Here is a 13,150-nt window from a genome sequence, read left to right on the forward strand (position 1 = left end):
AAACAACTAACAAAATAACCATTATTGGCCATTGGAGTAGCTGCCGTAGTAATAGCCACCATAATAGTCTTGACCTGATGCTTGCCGATTTTTATTCAGCACCAACCATATCAATTTATTAGATTGATCTAGCAGGGAAAGCGCTTCCTTGACAGCGGTTTGTGGGGTACGTCCGGTTTCAACTACTAATACAATTTGGCCCATGAGATGAGCCAATGCACTGGGCTGGCTAGCTGCAAGCAAAGGCGAGCTATCAATAATGATTATGCGCTCTGGATAGCGGCGGGAAACATCTTCTGCAAACATCGCCATTTGTTTGCTGGCAAGCAACTCCGTTGAACGGGAATAAGGTTTTCCTGCTCCCACAACACGAAGGTTGTCAATATTAGTACGCACCATTACGTCAGCCAAATCCAAAGTGGGATCCCTCAGCACCTCCACCAAACCGGTCCTTTTCGTAAGGCTAAGCGTGTCGCTTAGTTTCGGTCTCACCACATCTGCGTCTATTAAAAGAACAGTACGGTTATACTCCATCACAATACTCATCGCCAAGTTGATGGAAGTAAAGGTCTTACCTTCCCCCGAAAGTGCACTTGTCACCATAATCACATTACTGTATTCATTAGAACTAACGCTGCTGTCAAGTGCTCTTTTCAGGATAGACCTTTTTATCATGCGATACTCTTCCGCAATCCGGCTTTGGGGTTCAGCTGGTACGATAAAACCTTTTTGGCGCAGCGCCTCTAAATCCAGCCGATGCATCTGGGATTTTCTCTCTCCCGGCCTAACCCGTATTTGGGGAGATGCCGTCTGCCGCTCTAAAGAATTCGAAGAGAAAGGGGCTGCATTCGCAGGAGTCAAAGTCTCTTGACCGACCATGTTTTTACGCTCCATCGCTTTTTCAATGCTACTCATAAAAAATATTCCTTAATTTTTTTCTACGGACAATGTCCCCAGCAATACTTAGTCAAAATACAATCTACGTTTTGCTCTTCTCGTAATTGTATAAAGATAAACTTCCTCTCTCTATTAAGATAGGCCGCATTTAATCAATTAAATTACCCCCGGAAAAACCGGGTCTCACCTTAATTTAGTAAGTATTTATAGTTTGAATTATTACTCTTAAATTTAGGGAATTTTAGGGCACTAAAAAAGCGAATGCTTAATTGTGTCGAACATTTTGATACCAAAGAGATAATTGGATACCAATAATCCATATCCAGCGATGAGAAGACCTAGAAAAGCAAGAAGAAACGCCAGATTAAGCCGATGCTTCCATAAAATACGCCCTGATAATATCATTGATACCGGGCCTAGAACGGGAAGCCCCGTCGCTTCTTCTAAATCCCGGCGGGTATAAAAAACGAGCCTTAATTGGGAAAGAAGAAATGCCAAAGCCCCTCCGGCACCTACCGCAACCACCAGAACTAACGTTAATAACAAGGGACGGTCAGGACCAGAAGGAAGGAGCGGTTGTATAGGCGGTTCCACAATTCTGAACTTAACATTATCTGGCGACTCTTCCACCCTTTCACCCATTTTTGCTGATTCTAAGCGTGTTAATAGTTGCTGATAGTTGCTTTTATAGACCCCATAGTCACGATTTAGCTGAGCTAATTCCGCCTCTACCTTAGGAATAGTATCGACGAGTTCACGCAACCGTTCTACATCTTTCTCCAAGGCGCTAACTTCCGCTTCTTGAGAAGCAATATTGGCTTCCGCTTCTGCCAGAGATATCTGCATTTGCTGATAGTAAAAGCTACCCCCCGCTGCATATTCTCCCGTTTCATTCGCTTCTTCTCCTTCGCCTTGCTGCTCCTGCGGTAAAGAAAACCGCTGCTCTTCTCTTTTTTGTAACATCGCAATAGTTTCCTTAATCGCCGAAACCTTTGGATGTTTATCCGTGTACTTGAGCAACACCTCATCTAGTTCCGTTTGCAAGGATTGAATACGTATATCAACGGGATTGGTATATCTTTTTGACGAGGTTCCTGTCCCAAATCCAAAAACCGGTTCCTCTCCTCTCAATTGACGTTTAAGTACATCCCGGCGCCCTATCGCCATATTAAGCTCAGTACGCGCCGTACGTAAATTCTCTACCGCAGTCTGCAAACGCTGATAATAATCGCCCTTTTCACTAGGCATTAGGCCCACATGCTCCCGTTTAAAGTCCATTAACCTTTGTTCAGCAGTACGAAGCAGCTTTTCATATTCCTTAATTTGCTGAAAAATGAACTGTTGAGCAGTATTACTATCTTTACGGGAGGCACCCATGGTGCTTTCCACAAAAATGTTCAATATGGCTTGCACCACCCGTTGCGCAAGTTGAGGATCAGTGTTTTCATATGCAATTGTGTATAAATTGTCTTTGCTTGTTCCCTTTATATGAATATCTTTTTCAAGCCCACTAAGAAGTTTTACTTCCTGCTCCGGCGTGGTCACGGACAAATCCATATCGGTTTGGCGGATCACTTTCTCTAAATTAGGCCGGCTTAATAAAGTCTGAGTCATTATTCTAAGCCGTTGATCGACATTAGGCTGAACAGCCAATCCCTGCAAAAGGGGGCGCAGTAGCGAATCAGTATCGACATAAACTCGTGCTGAGGATTCATATCTATCAGGCATCTGGATCACATATGTCCAACCTACAATCACCACCACCCATGCCATTAGAACGCCATACCAACGGTAACGCCAAATTCCGCACCAATAACTATATAGCTGTAACCACAGCTCATGCATGAGTCTTTATCCTTTTAAAACCAAGCCTCGGGAATAATCAGTATATCGCCCGGTAATATCTCTACATTAGCGGTAATATCTCCATCTCTAATCAAATCATCCAACCGTACCGAAAACTGCTTTTCGCGGCCATTTGCCGTGCGGACGAGGGTTGCACTGTTGCCAGCGGCAAACTCCGTGAGTCCTCCTACCTCAATCATCACATCGAGCAAGCTCATATGCTCTTGATAGCTGAGAGCCCTAGGATCAGCCGCTTCACCTACCACCCGAACCTGTTCGCTAAAACGTCCAATAAACTCATTTACTATAACGGTAACAATAGGCGCTCTCACATAACGAGACAAGATTTTTTCTATATCCCGGGCAAGCTCAGTCGGTGTCTTACCACTTGCCTGAAGATCCTCAACCAACGGTGAAGTTAGGCGCCCATCAGGGTGTACAATAATACTGCTTGAAAGTTCCTCGTTACCCCAGACAAAAATTTCTACTTCGTCTCCAGGACCGATAATATAGTAAGGCGTCTGTCCCTCTTGAGCCGCTACAACAGGGGCCGGTGGCTTAGTACTGGCACAACCAAAGATAGCCGCTGCAATTAAGAGTATGAGCAAGCACCCAATAAATTTATGGCTTCTAAGATGCATATAGTTGACCTTAACTTTTTCCTGTATACACTACAGAATCGTTATTGTTTACTTAAAATCCTGGTCGATTACCTACCGCCTGAGCGCAGCCTTGGCGGCTATTTTCCCTGCACAGTCCTGAATTAAGACACAGACTAGGCAGGGCTAGATAATTCAATTAAATACGATGCATAAATCCTAATCAGGTTTCTCGTCGTAAACCGGGCCCTAATTTGGTCCGTCATCCCAACTCTCAATAATCAAGCAGTATCGACTAAAGTTTCGGTTTGATTAAGAGAAGCCAGAAGAAAGATGCGGGTCAAACGCTTTGCGGACTAGTTAATAGGTAGTAAAATATCGTTATTTTTTCCTTGTATCTAACTACTGGATATTTATCTATTTTTTGTTTTTAAAGAGGCATGAACTCCCGATAATCTTTAATTCTTATCTGCGAAGTTAAACCTCCTCTAAATTATTAGAGTATTAGTTTAATATTATAATTATATAAATAACCCATTGAAAGCCTGACCAGCGCACCGTCCTCCCTATTCACCCGAACTTCTAGAATCTAGCAGGCCCAAAAAAGGGAGCCTGCAGGCGACTATACCCCATGGTGCTATCTAATACGCGCTGCTTATTGAAAAGTATGTTAAAGAAGCTGACTATTTTGTACGATAATGCAATGACGATACAACTAATGTCCACACAATATTTCCCGAGGTTGCCCATGCCGAGCCCACTAATAAGCCCTATGGTCCTAATCTGCTCACTATTATTAGCAATTGCCCTGTTAACAGGCTGCAGCGGGGATTCCAATCTCACCCCCGAAGAGCACATCTCACGCGCCAAGGAATATCAGGATCAGGGAAAAATAAGGGCTACCATTATCGAATTGAAAAATGCCCTCCAGAAAACGCCGGACAATCAAGAGGCGCGCTGGCTCCTAGGTCAAGCCTACGTGAAAGCGGGTGATGGGCCATCCGCCGAAAAAGAACTAAAACGAGCTCTCAGCCTTGGGTTAGCCCCCGAAGCTACAGCTATTTCTCTAACCCGCGCTGCCCTCTTACAAAGAGAATTTCAAACAGCCGTTGAAGCTTCGACTGATTACCCTACCCTTCCCAAAGAGGAACAGGCAGAGCTACTAGCCCTACGGGGACATGCCTATCTTGGGCTACAAGAACTTGAAAAAGCAGAAAAATCATACGAATCAGCCCTTTCCATTAATCCTGATACCCCGGAGGCCGGCTTTGGAAAAGCACGAATCGCCGCACTGCAGGACCACCTGGAAGAGACCCGGCAATGGCTAGAAAAAGTCCTTCAGACTACGCCAAGCTTCGCTCCCGCCTGGAGTCTGCTAGGTGACCTAGATCGTTATCAAGGAAACGGGGAAGCCGCTGAACAAGCCTATGGGAAAGCCATCGCCCACCGCTTCAATAATGCCAGCGATCTGCTCAACCGGGCATTGGTGCGCATTTACTTGAAAGACTATGAAGGCGCGGCCAGCGATTTGGAAACGCTGAGTAAACGCGCGCCCAATCATCCAGGGGTAACCTACGCCCAGGGATTATTATATTTCCAGCAGCAACAGTACGCTGACGCTTTAACAGACTTCCAAAAAACGCTGAACCAGAATCCAAAATACATGCCCGCAGTATTCTATGCAGGCATCGCCCACTATCAGCAAGGCCAGATGGAACAGGCAGAACGACTCTTACAACAGTTCTTAGCCTACTTTCCTCAATCCGAGGCAGCGGCTAAAGTACTCGCAGTAGTACGGTTCCACAAAGGTGATTATAAAGGTGCCGAATCCGTGCTTAAGCCCCTACTAGCCCGATACCCTAATGATACTCATATACTAACATTGATGGGCGATATCGCCCTAAGGCAGGGTAAAGCTAGAGAGGGGACCGGGTATTTTCAGCAAGTGACTATCCAGGAGCCAGAATCTGCTGCCGCTTATATGAAATTGGGACTTGGGCTGGAATTTTCAGGAGAACACCAACAAGGCATACAAATGTTGGAAAAAGCCTTGAAACTAGAACCCCAGATGCCGCAGGCAGACTTATTAGTTATTCTTAGCCATTTGCAAGCTCGCAATTTCGATAAGGCCATAGAAGCAGCCCAACAGATGCACCGAAAATATCCGGATAGTCCCGAGCCTCTCACTTTAATGGGAGGTGCTTATCTTGGAAAGGGCGAGAAAGCTAAAGCCCGGAGCGCCTTTCGAGAAGCATTAAAAGTAGCGCCAGGGGCACCTAATGCTATTCACAACCTAGCTAATTTGGAAATCCAAAAGGGTAATTTAGAAAAAGCTATTTCCTTATATCAGCAAACTCTAAAATATAACCCTAATCACCTACATACCCTGCTGCGGCTAGCGGCACTTGAGCAACAAAGGGGAAATATTGCCAAAGCTAAAATATTACTTGAGCAGGCGATGCAGGCGCACCCTCAAGCATTAAACCCCCGCCTCCTTCTAGGCGATTACTATCTCCGTGATGGACAACCTCAGAAAGCCTTGGCAATTACTTCAGACATACAGGACACCTTCCCCGATAATCCTGCTTTATTGGCGCTGGCTGGCAAGATCCAGTTAGCTCTGGGGAAATCTCGTAATGCACTGCGGTATTTTAATAAATTAGTTAGCCTCCAACCTGATTCAGCAACTGCTCATTATGAACTAGCGCGCGCTTATTACGAAACAAAACAATTTACCAAAACTCAAACTGAACTAGAAAAAACACTAGTGTTGGACCCAAACCATGCAGGAGCTAGATTTGTAATGGCGCGCCTGCTAATGCAGGAAGGAAAGCAGGAAGAAGCCAAAAAACAACTTCGAGAACTAAAAAGGACACATCTTAATCAACCAGAAGTCATTGATCTTGAAGCTCAATTAGCCCTACAGCAAAATCAGCCTAGCGAAGCAATAGAAATTTATCAAAAAGCACACAATGATTTTCCAGATAGCAATCGCTGGCCTCTAAAATTGGCCCAAATTCAGTGGCAAACAGGCAAGCAAAAGGATAGCTTAGCTACCTTAGAAAAATGGCTTAAAAGCCACCCGGAAGATTTTCAGGTACAATTTGTCGCAGCCAATAACTATTTGTTGCTTGGCCAAAATAATCGGGCTGAATCGGCTTTTGCCAAGCTGCATGAACAAGCACCAGAGAATGTGCTCGTCCTCAACAACCTAGCCTGGCTTATACACAAAAAAGAGCCTACCCAAGCACTAGGATATGCAAAACAAGCGTTAGAACTAGCTCCAGAAAATCCGGAGGTGATGGATACGCTGGGTGTTATCTTGCTAAAAAAAGGCCAAATCCGCAAAGCGCTAGGATTGTTCAAAAAAGCCTCTCGCAAATTACCTCAAAATCAAGATATCCAGTTTCACCTGGCTCAAGCCCTTATCCAAGAGGGGAATACAAAAAAAGGTAAGGAAATACTACAGAGGCTAATAACCTCTGACCGTCCTTTCCACGAACGAAAGAAGGCTCAAGAGCTTCTTAAACAACTTGAAGGGTGATAATAAAGTTTAAACTCAAAGCTACTATCCAGCTTCGTAGATAAATAAGGATTAAACTTAATAATATGAGTGGCGGCAAACCTCACGTAAGCAACCCGACCGAGCAGCGTCATTTAGAATCAGCGCTCCAAAAGTGGTCGGCACTCCTAGGGCCGAGTTATGTATTACAGGGCGACCCAACATTGGCGGCTTATGCCCAGAGCACTGCCTCCCATAGCACTCGGCCGCTAGCAATTCTTCGTCCCCAATCCGTCGAGGAAGTGGTGGGCATTATCAAAATTGCTAACATTTTCCAGATTCCCCTCTACCCTATCAGTTGCGGGAAGAACTGGGGTTACGGCGATGCCTGTGCCGTCTCGGATGGGCAGGTAATTGTCGAGCTTAGTCGCATGAATCGAATTCATAAGGTCGATCCAACCTTAGCTTATGCGGTAATTGAGCCGGGTGTCACTCAAAAACAGCTTTCCGAATATTTACGGGAGCATAATATCCCCTTATGGATGGATTGCACAGGGGCAGGCCCTGATACGAGTCTAGTGGGCAACATCCTGGAACGTGGCTTTGGGCATTCCCCCTATGGCAATCGTTTCCAAACCATATCTGGCATGCAAGTCGTGCTCGCCAATGGGGAAATCCTGAATACCGGGTTTGGGCACTATCCCGAGGCCAAAACAACTTATTTGTTTCCTTATGGGGTGGGACCCTACCTAGATGGGATTTTTACCCAATCAAACCTAGGAATTGTCACGCGGCTTGGACTCTGGCTGATGCCTGCCCTGGAATGCGTCAATCACTTTTTATGCTTTATCGATAAACACGAAGATATTAAACCGGTTGTGGATGCTCTGCGGCCACTACGCCTGGACGGCACCTTGCGAAGTATCGTGCATATAGGCAATGATTTGAGATTAATTTCAGGTAACCAAATCTACCCAGTAGAGCGGGCTAATGGACGAGTCCCCTTGCCTCCAGATACACGCCAAGCATTACGCAAGGAAGCGGGAATAGGGGCATGGAACATATCGGGAGCGCTTTATGGGAGGCGGACTCAAGTCGCCGCTGCGCGCCGCGTACTCCGGACAACCCTTAAAGGTCCAGGCAGGAAGCTCATCTTTCTTAGTGAGCGAAAGCTCTCCTTCGCCAAGTTTCTCAGTGGGGTGCTAGGCAATTCAAAATGGGGCCAGAATTTAACTACTAAAATTCAAATTGGCAAGGCCCTCTTTGACATGAACCGGGGTATCCCCAATGGAAAATTCCTTATTGGCGCATACTGGCGCCGGCGTGGCGGTTTACCCTCAAATTTTCCTCAGCATGCTAACCCAGCGGCTGACAATTGCGGAATGCTGTGGCTCGCACCAGTCCTTCCCATACGTGGCGAAGATGTATTGAAACTGTACCAGCTTATTGCACCCATTTTTAAACAGCATGGCTTTGATCTCTTCATTACCCTCAGCATGGTGACTGAGCGCACCTTGGGAAGCGTCATCTCAATCGCTTATGACAAAGAGAATACGGATGAAACCCACCAAGCGCTAGCATGCTACCACGCCTCATTCAAGGCAGTTATGAATGCTGGCTATATCCCCTATCGGGTTGGTATTCAGTCCATGGCGGAGATTAGCCATCCTTCTAGTGCCTTCTGGGATACCGTGAAGGCTCTCAAAACAACCCTTGATCCGGGTGGAATTATTGCACCGGGCCGGTATGAGTAAAAAACCCACTTGCTTGCCCCAGGCATCACTTTCCCTCCACGTGCAACTTTCAAAAATGAAGCAGACGGGACGGGATTTCCCGTCCCGCCGCTATTATGATGGCTGCTGAATAGGCCGGTACCTACGCCTTTCTACGACGGCGGGTTATCGCTATTCCGAACAGGCCCGCCCCCAAAATGGCTAACGTTGCTGGCTCTGGCACGTCTACCGGCGACTGCTGGGCAGTAGCACTTGCATCGGAATTATGGGAAATGGTTAAGCTATACAGGACATTTGCGGACAAAGTATCGGTAACCGCCCGGAAGCTACCCGTGTTATCAGCCTGAGGGCGCACCGGTAGCGCAGCGCCTACTACCCCAACATTATCGGTGAGATCAAAACCGTCCACAGACTCAGTGCCGCCCATAATTCCGTTGTTAACTACTCCGTCGGGAGACCAGTTAAAAACCGTCGCATTAGTCCCTAGATCTTTAATGGTAATGCTAAAGGCGTAGGAGGCTTGGGCTGCCGTCTGCGGCTGGTGGAGAAACGCATCTAGCCTTCCGTGCCCATCAAACTGGAAGTCAAAAGCATCATCTTCAGCTAAACTAAATTTAAATGTAGTAGTCGTACCGACAAAGGAACCTGAAGCCCCGCTCGCCGACTGATTGAGCTGCACCTCCGCAACGGTATTTGCATCCGCGCTATTGGATACCCCACCAGGCACTCCGCTAATGATGGCACCCTCCAGTAAGGAATCAGCCCGAGAGAAGTGAGAAGTAGAAGCGGGTAGCCCGCCATTTTGTTCAGAAAAGTCGTTTTGACCAATACCAGCACAATCAGGCCCCGTGCAGGCCATACCAACATCAGCGTTTCCCTGAAGCGGGCCTACCGCGTTCGGTCCGGCGCCTGGATTCCCCGTAAGCGAAGCCTGCGAAGTACCGGTGTTCCCAATATTGATCGGGTCGAAATCACCGAAATCCCATTGGTTGCCAGCATTATTAAAAATCTGGAAATCACTAATTTCTAGCGAAGAATAAGCCAATGCCCCTGCCTGGACGGTTCCCGCCATTCCTAGACTTAACGCCGCTCCGCCGATAGTTAAGAGAGTTTTCTTTTTAAAAGCTTTCATAGCCTTGCTCCTTTAAATCCTTAAAAATAATTTGATAGGGCTTCAATATATTCACAACATCTACCTAGCTATGAAGAAGGATATCAGTTTCCTTCTGGTAGCTAGGTAAGCTTAAAATTACCTTTAACCTACTGATAATTATCATCGCAATTAACATTATACAAAAATCGTTCCAATAAATTTTTATTCTTATTTTTCATAAATTTACGAAGCATAATGGGTTCAAATATATCGTGTATAGGGAAAAAATGTAAAAATATATGACATTACAATTCCCGGAAAAAAGCTATCTATCCAAACAGGAATTTATTTTCCTTCCGCCAAACTGTTAGCAGGCTATTTGTGCTGGAATTCGTAACAGATACCTTGAAGTTCTCCATGGATGGTGAACGCCCTCCAGCGAGAGTACCTGCCTGCCTGCAGCAGACAGGCAAAATGAAACGGAGCCTCAAACGCAAGGGCCTTATTAATTGCTTTTCACCATGAATTCGCGCCAGTCTTCTTCCCCTGTTACCAAAAGCGTAACCTACCAGCGGGAGGCTAGGAAGTAATGCGCCCTCGAGGGTGGCACCAAACTGACGGCCTTGTGGCCTAAATCGTAGCCAGCCTAAAGGACCCGTTGAAGCGCGAATTCTCCAGGCTGATAAAGTTTTCAAAAATGAAATGACTATCAGTCATGGCGAAACTTTAATAGTATAAACTACTACTTTACAAGAGAACATGATTAAGCGCCGCGCCATCAATATCGATCAACGTAGGGAGTCTCGGTATCCCGCTCGACCTTAGAAAAGTGGCTGGTAGTAGCTCTCAGTGGAATACCCTGGCTGATGACGTGCTCAGCATGGCTTTGCAGCAGACGCTGCGTGACCAGCAGCAAGCCTTCAAGAATTTTTGAGGCAAAAGCGAACCCACTATACCCGAGCTTCAAGTCTAGGGACAAGCGCCAGTCAGTTCGGATGACCCAGGTGACATTTTGCTATTGTGTGATGGACACTGTTCATCGCCAAATCGAAAGCCCCGCTGCTAGTACACTGGAGTCGCAGGCTGTCGTCAACGCTGCCGAGTATCAGGATCTTACTCGACCAAGCCAGTCGCTGCTTCATCTCGTACCGATATAAATTCAATGTCCAACTCAAAAACTTGTTCGCGGCCAGCGGCTGTATGCCAAGATCGCTGATTACCGGTATAACTACACCCATATCAACTCATTCGCCGCCTAATCAATGAGACCTCAGTGATTGCGGTACATAGGGTATCGTAATATGAATACCATACAAAATACCTAAAACTACTGGGCTAGCGGGACTAGCCTATGGAGCGGCCGGAACGGGGGCAAGCACCAATATTAATATAACTATCCTTCTAAGCAAAGATAGTCGGAGATTACAGCAAGGACACCTTGAGCCTGCATTAACCGCAGGATGGTTAAGGAATAGGCAGGCACCAGTACCGGCAAATTCCAAGTATGTAAAATTTATTTACAAGCAAGTGAACCTTAGTCCAAAACGGAGTAATTCTCTATCGAGTTTTCATCTGCAAAATCACTTTCTCCCCATCATCGTACCATGATCGAAAGGTAAATCATCCACCCGATTTATACTAAGCGTCTGTTTCAAAAATCAATATACCGGTTCCGGTATCAAAGTCGGTATTGCCATGCACATCCAGCCCTGTCTTTATGGATTGCGCGTCAATGATCGCGAGGGTGGAGCTTTCCTCCCTGCCTTCCAGATCGCTGCACTGGCAGTACAGGGCGTTATGGATACGCGCCCATGTTCCGTCTTTGTGCCAGAAGGGAAAATAGCCGTAAACTGTTTGCCACGGCGGAAAATACTTCGGTAAAATACCCCATTGAAAACCAGATCGCAGCAGATAAAATTAGGTTAGATTTAAACATTTACGGGCAAAAAAATTGCGCTAGTTCTATCTCCTCCTTGCGGATTTTTTAGTGCAGTTTCATTAGAAATTCCACTATCCTATTTAGTACACGATACCCTTTCCTGCACAACTGGCTGCGGTAACACTTGCTTAGAATATCCGCCCATTCTCGTCACTACGATAGCCGCCTACCCACCTAATACCGATATAATCTGTCCATCACCTCTTGAGCCCTCCTGCCAGTTGCTGCCCCAAATCTTCAAAATACAACTTGAACAACCCAACCGCTTTGGCGTCCAGTAGCAGCTCTTCCGAATTAAGTCGCTGCCAGAAAACGTGAGCCATTATCCAAAAAAGAATTCCTGTATCTCTCCGGGTTGGGGTGCTGCTAAAAATTGTGACTATTTACCGAAAGAGAATCCCTAGCCTTATGGTAATTATATTAAAAAAAAAGAAGTCTTTTTTTTTAATATATGAGGAAAAACCTGACATGTCTCTTTCTAGTATATGTAAATCCGATCCCAACAGAAGATTAATCGATACATTCTTCGACTATTTTGAAATAGTACCCGTTAACACAACCAAATTGCTTGAGACAGTACATCACTTACGCTACCAAGTTTACTGTGTAGAAACGGGATTTGAAGATCCAAATCTCTATCGGCATCAATTAGAAAAAGATGAATTTGACCCCTATTCAGTCTATAGCCTTTTGCGACATCGGCGAACAGGAATTTATGCCGGCACTGTTCGATTAATTTTGCCTAGAACGGATACTGAGAAATGCTTCCCTATTCACAAAGTGACTAACCATCCCCTATTTCTCAACCACCATAAATTTCCACGGACAGCAGTTGGAGCGGTATCGCGTTTTGCTATTTCTAAACACTTTAGAAAACGGTTAGGGGAATTTTCATCGCCAACTGGCATGTCACAGCAAGAGCGTTCTACCCATAGATTAGAGGAGCGACGAATAATTCCTCATCTCATGTTGGGGCTAGTGGCTGGACTCGTCAGCATGAGCGTGAAACAGGGGATAGAACACTGGTTCTGTATGGTAGAACCATCACTATTACGACTCCTTTCTCGATATGGATTGCAGTTAATTCCTTGCGGGCCAATGATAGATCATCACGGTAAACGACAACCCTGCTACGCTCATCTTAGTAAATTCTTAGAAACCGCCTACACAGAACAACCCGCTATTTGGGAGTTGATTACTGATGAAGGGCGAAATCATCCCTTGGAAACTACCCGGAGATATAAATCACAAGTATCGTAATTACCCGCTGAGGCGACGAGAGTTACCGGATTTTTCTAGCCCCCGGAGATGATAACAAGTGTATCCATGCCAAGAACGTTATAGAAACCAATCTGTTGGCATGGATACACCAAATGACCAGGTTTAGATAAGCAAGGGGATCTACCCCTGAAAACCTGGAATCTTGAAAACAGCCGATAATGAGAAAAAAAACAGCCAGGAGCCTTCTTTAATATAGAGTATTGAAAAAATCTCAATGAGCAGGACGAAGAACTTACTTTCCTCCTAATCTCCAGTAACTTC

10 protein-coding genes are annotated in these 13,150 nt (G+C 45.7%); 3 read left to right on the forward strand and 7 right to left on the reverse strand.

The window, feature by feature from the left end; all coding sequences use genetic code 11:
- Positions 1-21: 21 nt before the first annotated feature.
- The 3 genes from NWAT_RS08720 to NWAT_RS08730 all read right to left on the reverse strand — a co-directional run bounded on the left by NWAT_RS08720 (position 22) and on the right by NWAT_RS08730 (position 3,383).
- Complete coding sequence (locus NWAT_RS08720) at positions 22-915, reverse strand: XrtA-associated tyrosine autokinase (protein ID WP_013220736.1); 894 nt, start codon at positions 913-915, stop codon at positions 22-24.
- Positions 916-1,146: 231 nt separating this feature from the next.
- Positions 1,147-2,742, reverse strand: a complete 1,596-nt coding sequence (locus tag NWAT_RS08725) for an XrtA system polysaccharide chain length determinant (protein WP_013220737.1) — start codon at positions 2,740-2,742, stop codon at positions 1,147-1,149.
- Positions 2,743-2,756: 14 nt separating this feature from the next.
- The gene (locus NWAT_RS08730) at positions 2,757-3,383 is read right to left on the reverse strand and encodes an XrtA/PEP-CTERM system exopolysaccharide export protein (RefSeq protein ID WP_013220738.1); all 627 of its coding nucleotides are present in this window, start codon (positions 3,381-3,383) and stop codon (positions 2,757-2,759) included.
- 730 nt (positions 3,384-4,113) lie between these two features.
- Here NWAT_RS08730 and prsT point away from each other — a divergent pair.
- Both prsT and NWAT_RS08740 read left to right on the forward strand, forming a co-directional pair.
- Positions 4,114-6,885 (forward strand): XrtA/PEP-CTERM system TPR-repeat protein PrsT, encoded by a 2,772-nt coding sequence (gene prsT, locus NWAT_RS08735; protein ID WP_232420081.1) that lies wholly within the window; start codon positions 4,114-4,116, stop codon positions 6,883-6,885.
- A gap of 65 nt (positions 6,886-6,950) precedes the next feature.
- Positions 6,951-8,597 carry an FAD-binding oxidoreductase gene (locus tag NWAT_RS08740; RefSeq protein WP_013220740.1) on the forward strand — a complete coding sequence of 549 codons (1,647 nt, stop codon included), beginning with the start codon at positions 6,951-6,953 and terminating at the stop codon, positions 8,595-8,597.
- A gap of 121 nt (positions 8,598-8,718) precedes the next feature.
- Here NWAT_RS08740 and NWAT_RS17070 read toward each other — a convergent pair whose 3' ends face one another.
- From NWAT_RS17070 to NWAT_RS17765, 4 genes are all read right to left on the reverse strand, one after another.
- Complete coding sequence (locus NWAT_RS17070) at positions 8,719-9,708, reverse strand: EDSAP-1 family PEP-CTERM protein (RefSeq protein ID WP_013220741.1); 990 nt, start codon at positions 9,706-9,708, stop codon at positions 8,719-8,721.
- A 739-nt stretch (positions 9,709-10,447) separates the two neighbouring features.
- Positions 10,448-10,636 carry a hypothetical protein gene (locus tag NWAT_RS08750; RefSeq protein ID WP_157679862.1) on the reverse strand — a complete coding sequence of 63 codons (189 nt, stop codon included), beginning with the start codon at positions 10,634-10,636 and terminating at the stop codon, positions 10,448-10,450.
- Positions 10,637-11,307: 671 nt separating this feature from the next.
- Positions 11,308-11,580 carry a transposase gene (locus tag NWAT_RS18050; protein ID WP_083781474.1) on the reverse strand — a complete coding sequence of 91 codons (273 nt, stop codon included), beginning with the start codon at positions 11,578-11,580 and terminating at the stop codon, positions 11,308-11,310.
- Positions 11,581-11,805: 225 nt separating this feature from the next.
- Entirely contained in the window at positions 11,806-11,931 is a 126-nt protein-coding gene (locus NWAT_RS17765) for a hypothetical protein (protein WP_013220742.1), read from the reverse strand.
- An 85-nt stretch (positions 11,932-12,016) separates the two neighbouring features.
- On the opposite strand from NWAT_RS17765, the gene NWAT_RS08760 reads away from it, so the two are divergent.
- Positions 12,017-12,868: a PEP-CTERM/exosortase system-associated acyltransferase gene (locus NWAT_RS08760; protein ID WP_232420082.1), complete on the forward strand. Its 852-nt coding sequence runs from the start codon at positions 12,017-12,019 to the stop codon at positions 12,866-12,868.
- Positions 12,869-13,150: the final 282 nt, after the last annotated feature.

This window comes from Nitrosococcus watsonii C-113 (assembly GCF_000143085.1).
GTDB classification, from domain to species: domain Bacteria; phylum Pseudomonadota; class Gammaproteobacteria; order Nitrosococcales; family Nitrosococcaceae; genus Nitrosococcus; species Nitrosococcus watsonii.

What these genes read in the sequence shown, in the direction of transcription:
- NWAT_RS17765 (WP_013220742.1), bottom strand. Translation starts at nt 11,931, where the DNA reads ATGGCTCACGTTTTCTGGCAGCGACTTAATTCGGAAGAGCTGCTACTG.
- prsT (WP_232420081.1), top strand. Translation starts at nt 4,114, where the DNA reads ATGGTCCTAATCTGCTCACTATTATTAGCAATTGCCCTGTTAACAGGC.
- NWAT_RS17070 (WP_013220741.1), bottom strand. Translation starts at nt 9,708, where the DNA reads ATGAAAGCTTTTAAAAAGAAAACTCTCTTAACTATCGGCGGAGCGGCG.
- NWAT_RS08720 (WP_013220736.1), bottom strand. Translation starts at nt 915, where the DNA reads ATGAGTAGCATTGAAAAAGCGATGGAGCGTAAAAACATGGTCGGTCAA.
- NWAT_RS08760 (WP_232420082.1), top strand. Translation starts at nt 12,017, where the DNA reads ATGGTAATTATATTAAAAAAAAAGAAGTCTTTTTTTTTAATATATGAG.
- NWAT_RS08740 (WP_013220740.1), top strand. Translation starts at nt 6,951, where the DNA reads ATGAGTGGCGGCAAACCTCACGTAAGCAACCCGACCGAGCAGCGTCAT.
- NWAT_RS08725 (WP_013220737.1), bottom strand. Translation starts at nt 2,742, where the DNA reads ATGCATGAGCTGTGGTTACAGCTATATAGTTATTGGTGCGGAATTTGG.
- NWAT_RS08730 (WP_013220738.1), bottom strand. Translation starts at nt 3,383, where the DNA reads ATGCATCTTAGAAGCCATAAATTTATTGGGTGCTTGCTCATACTCTTA.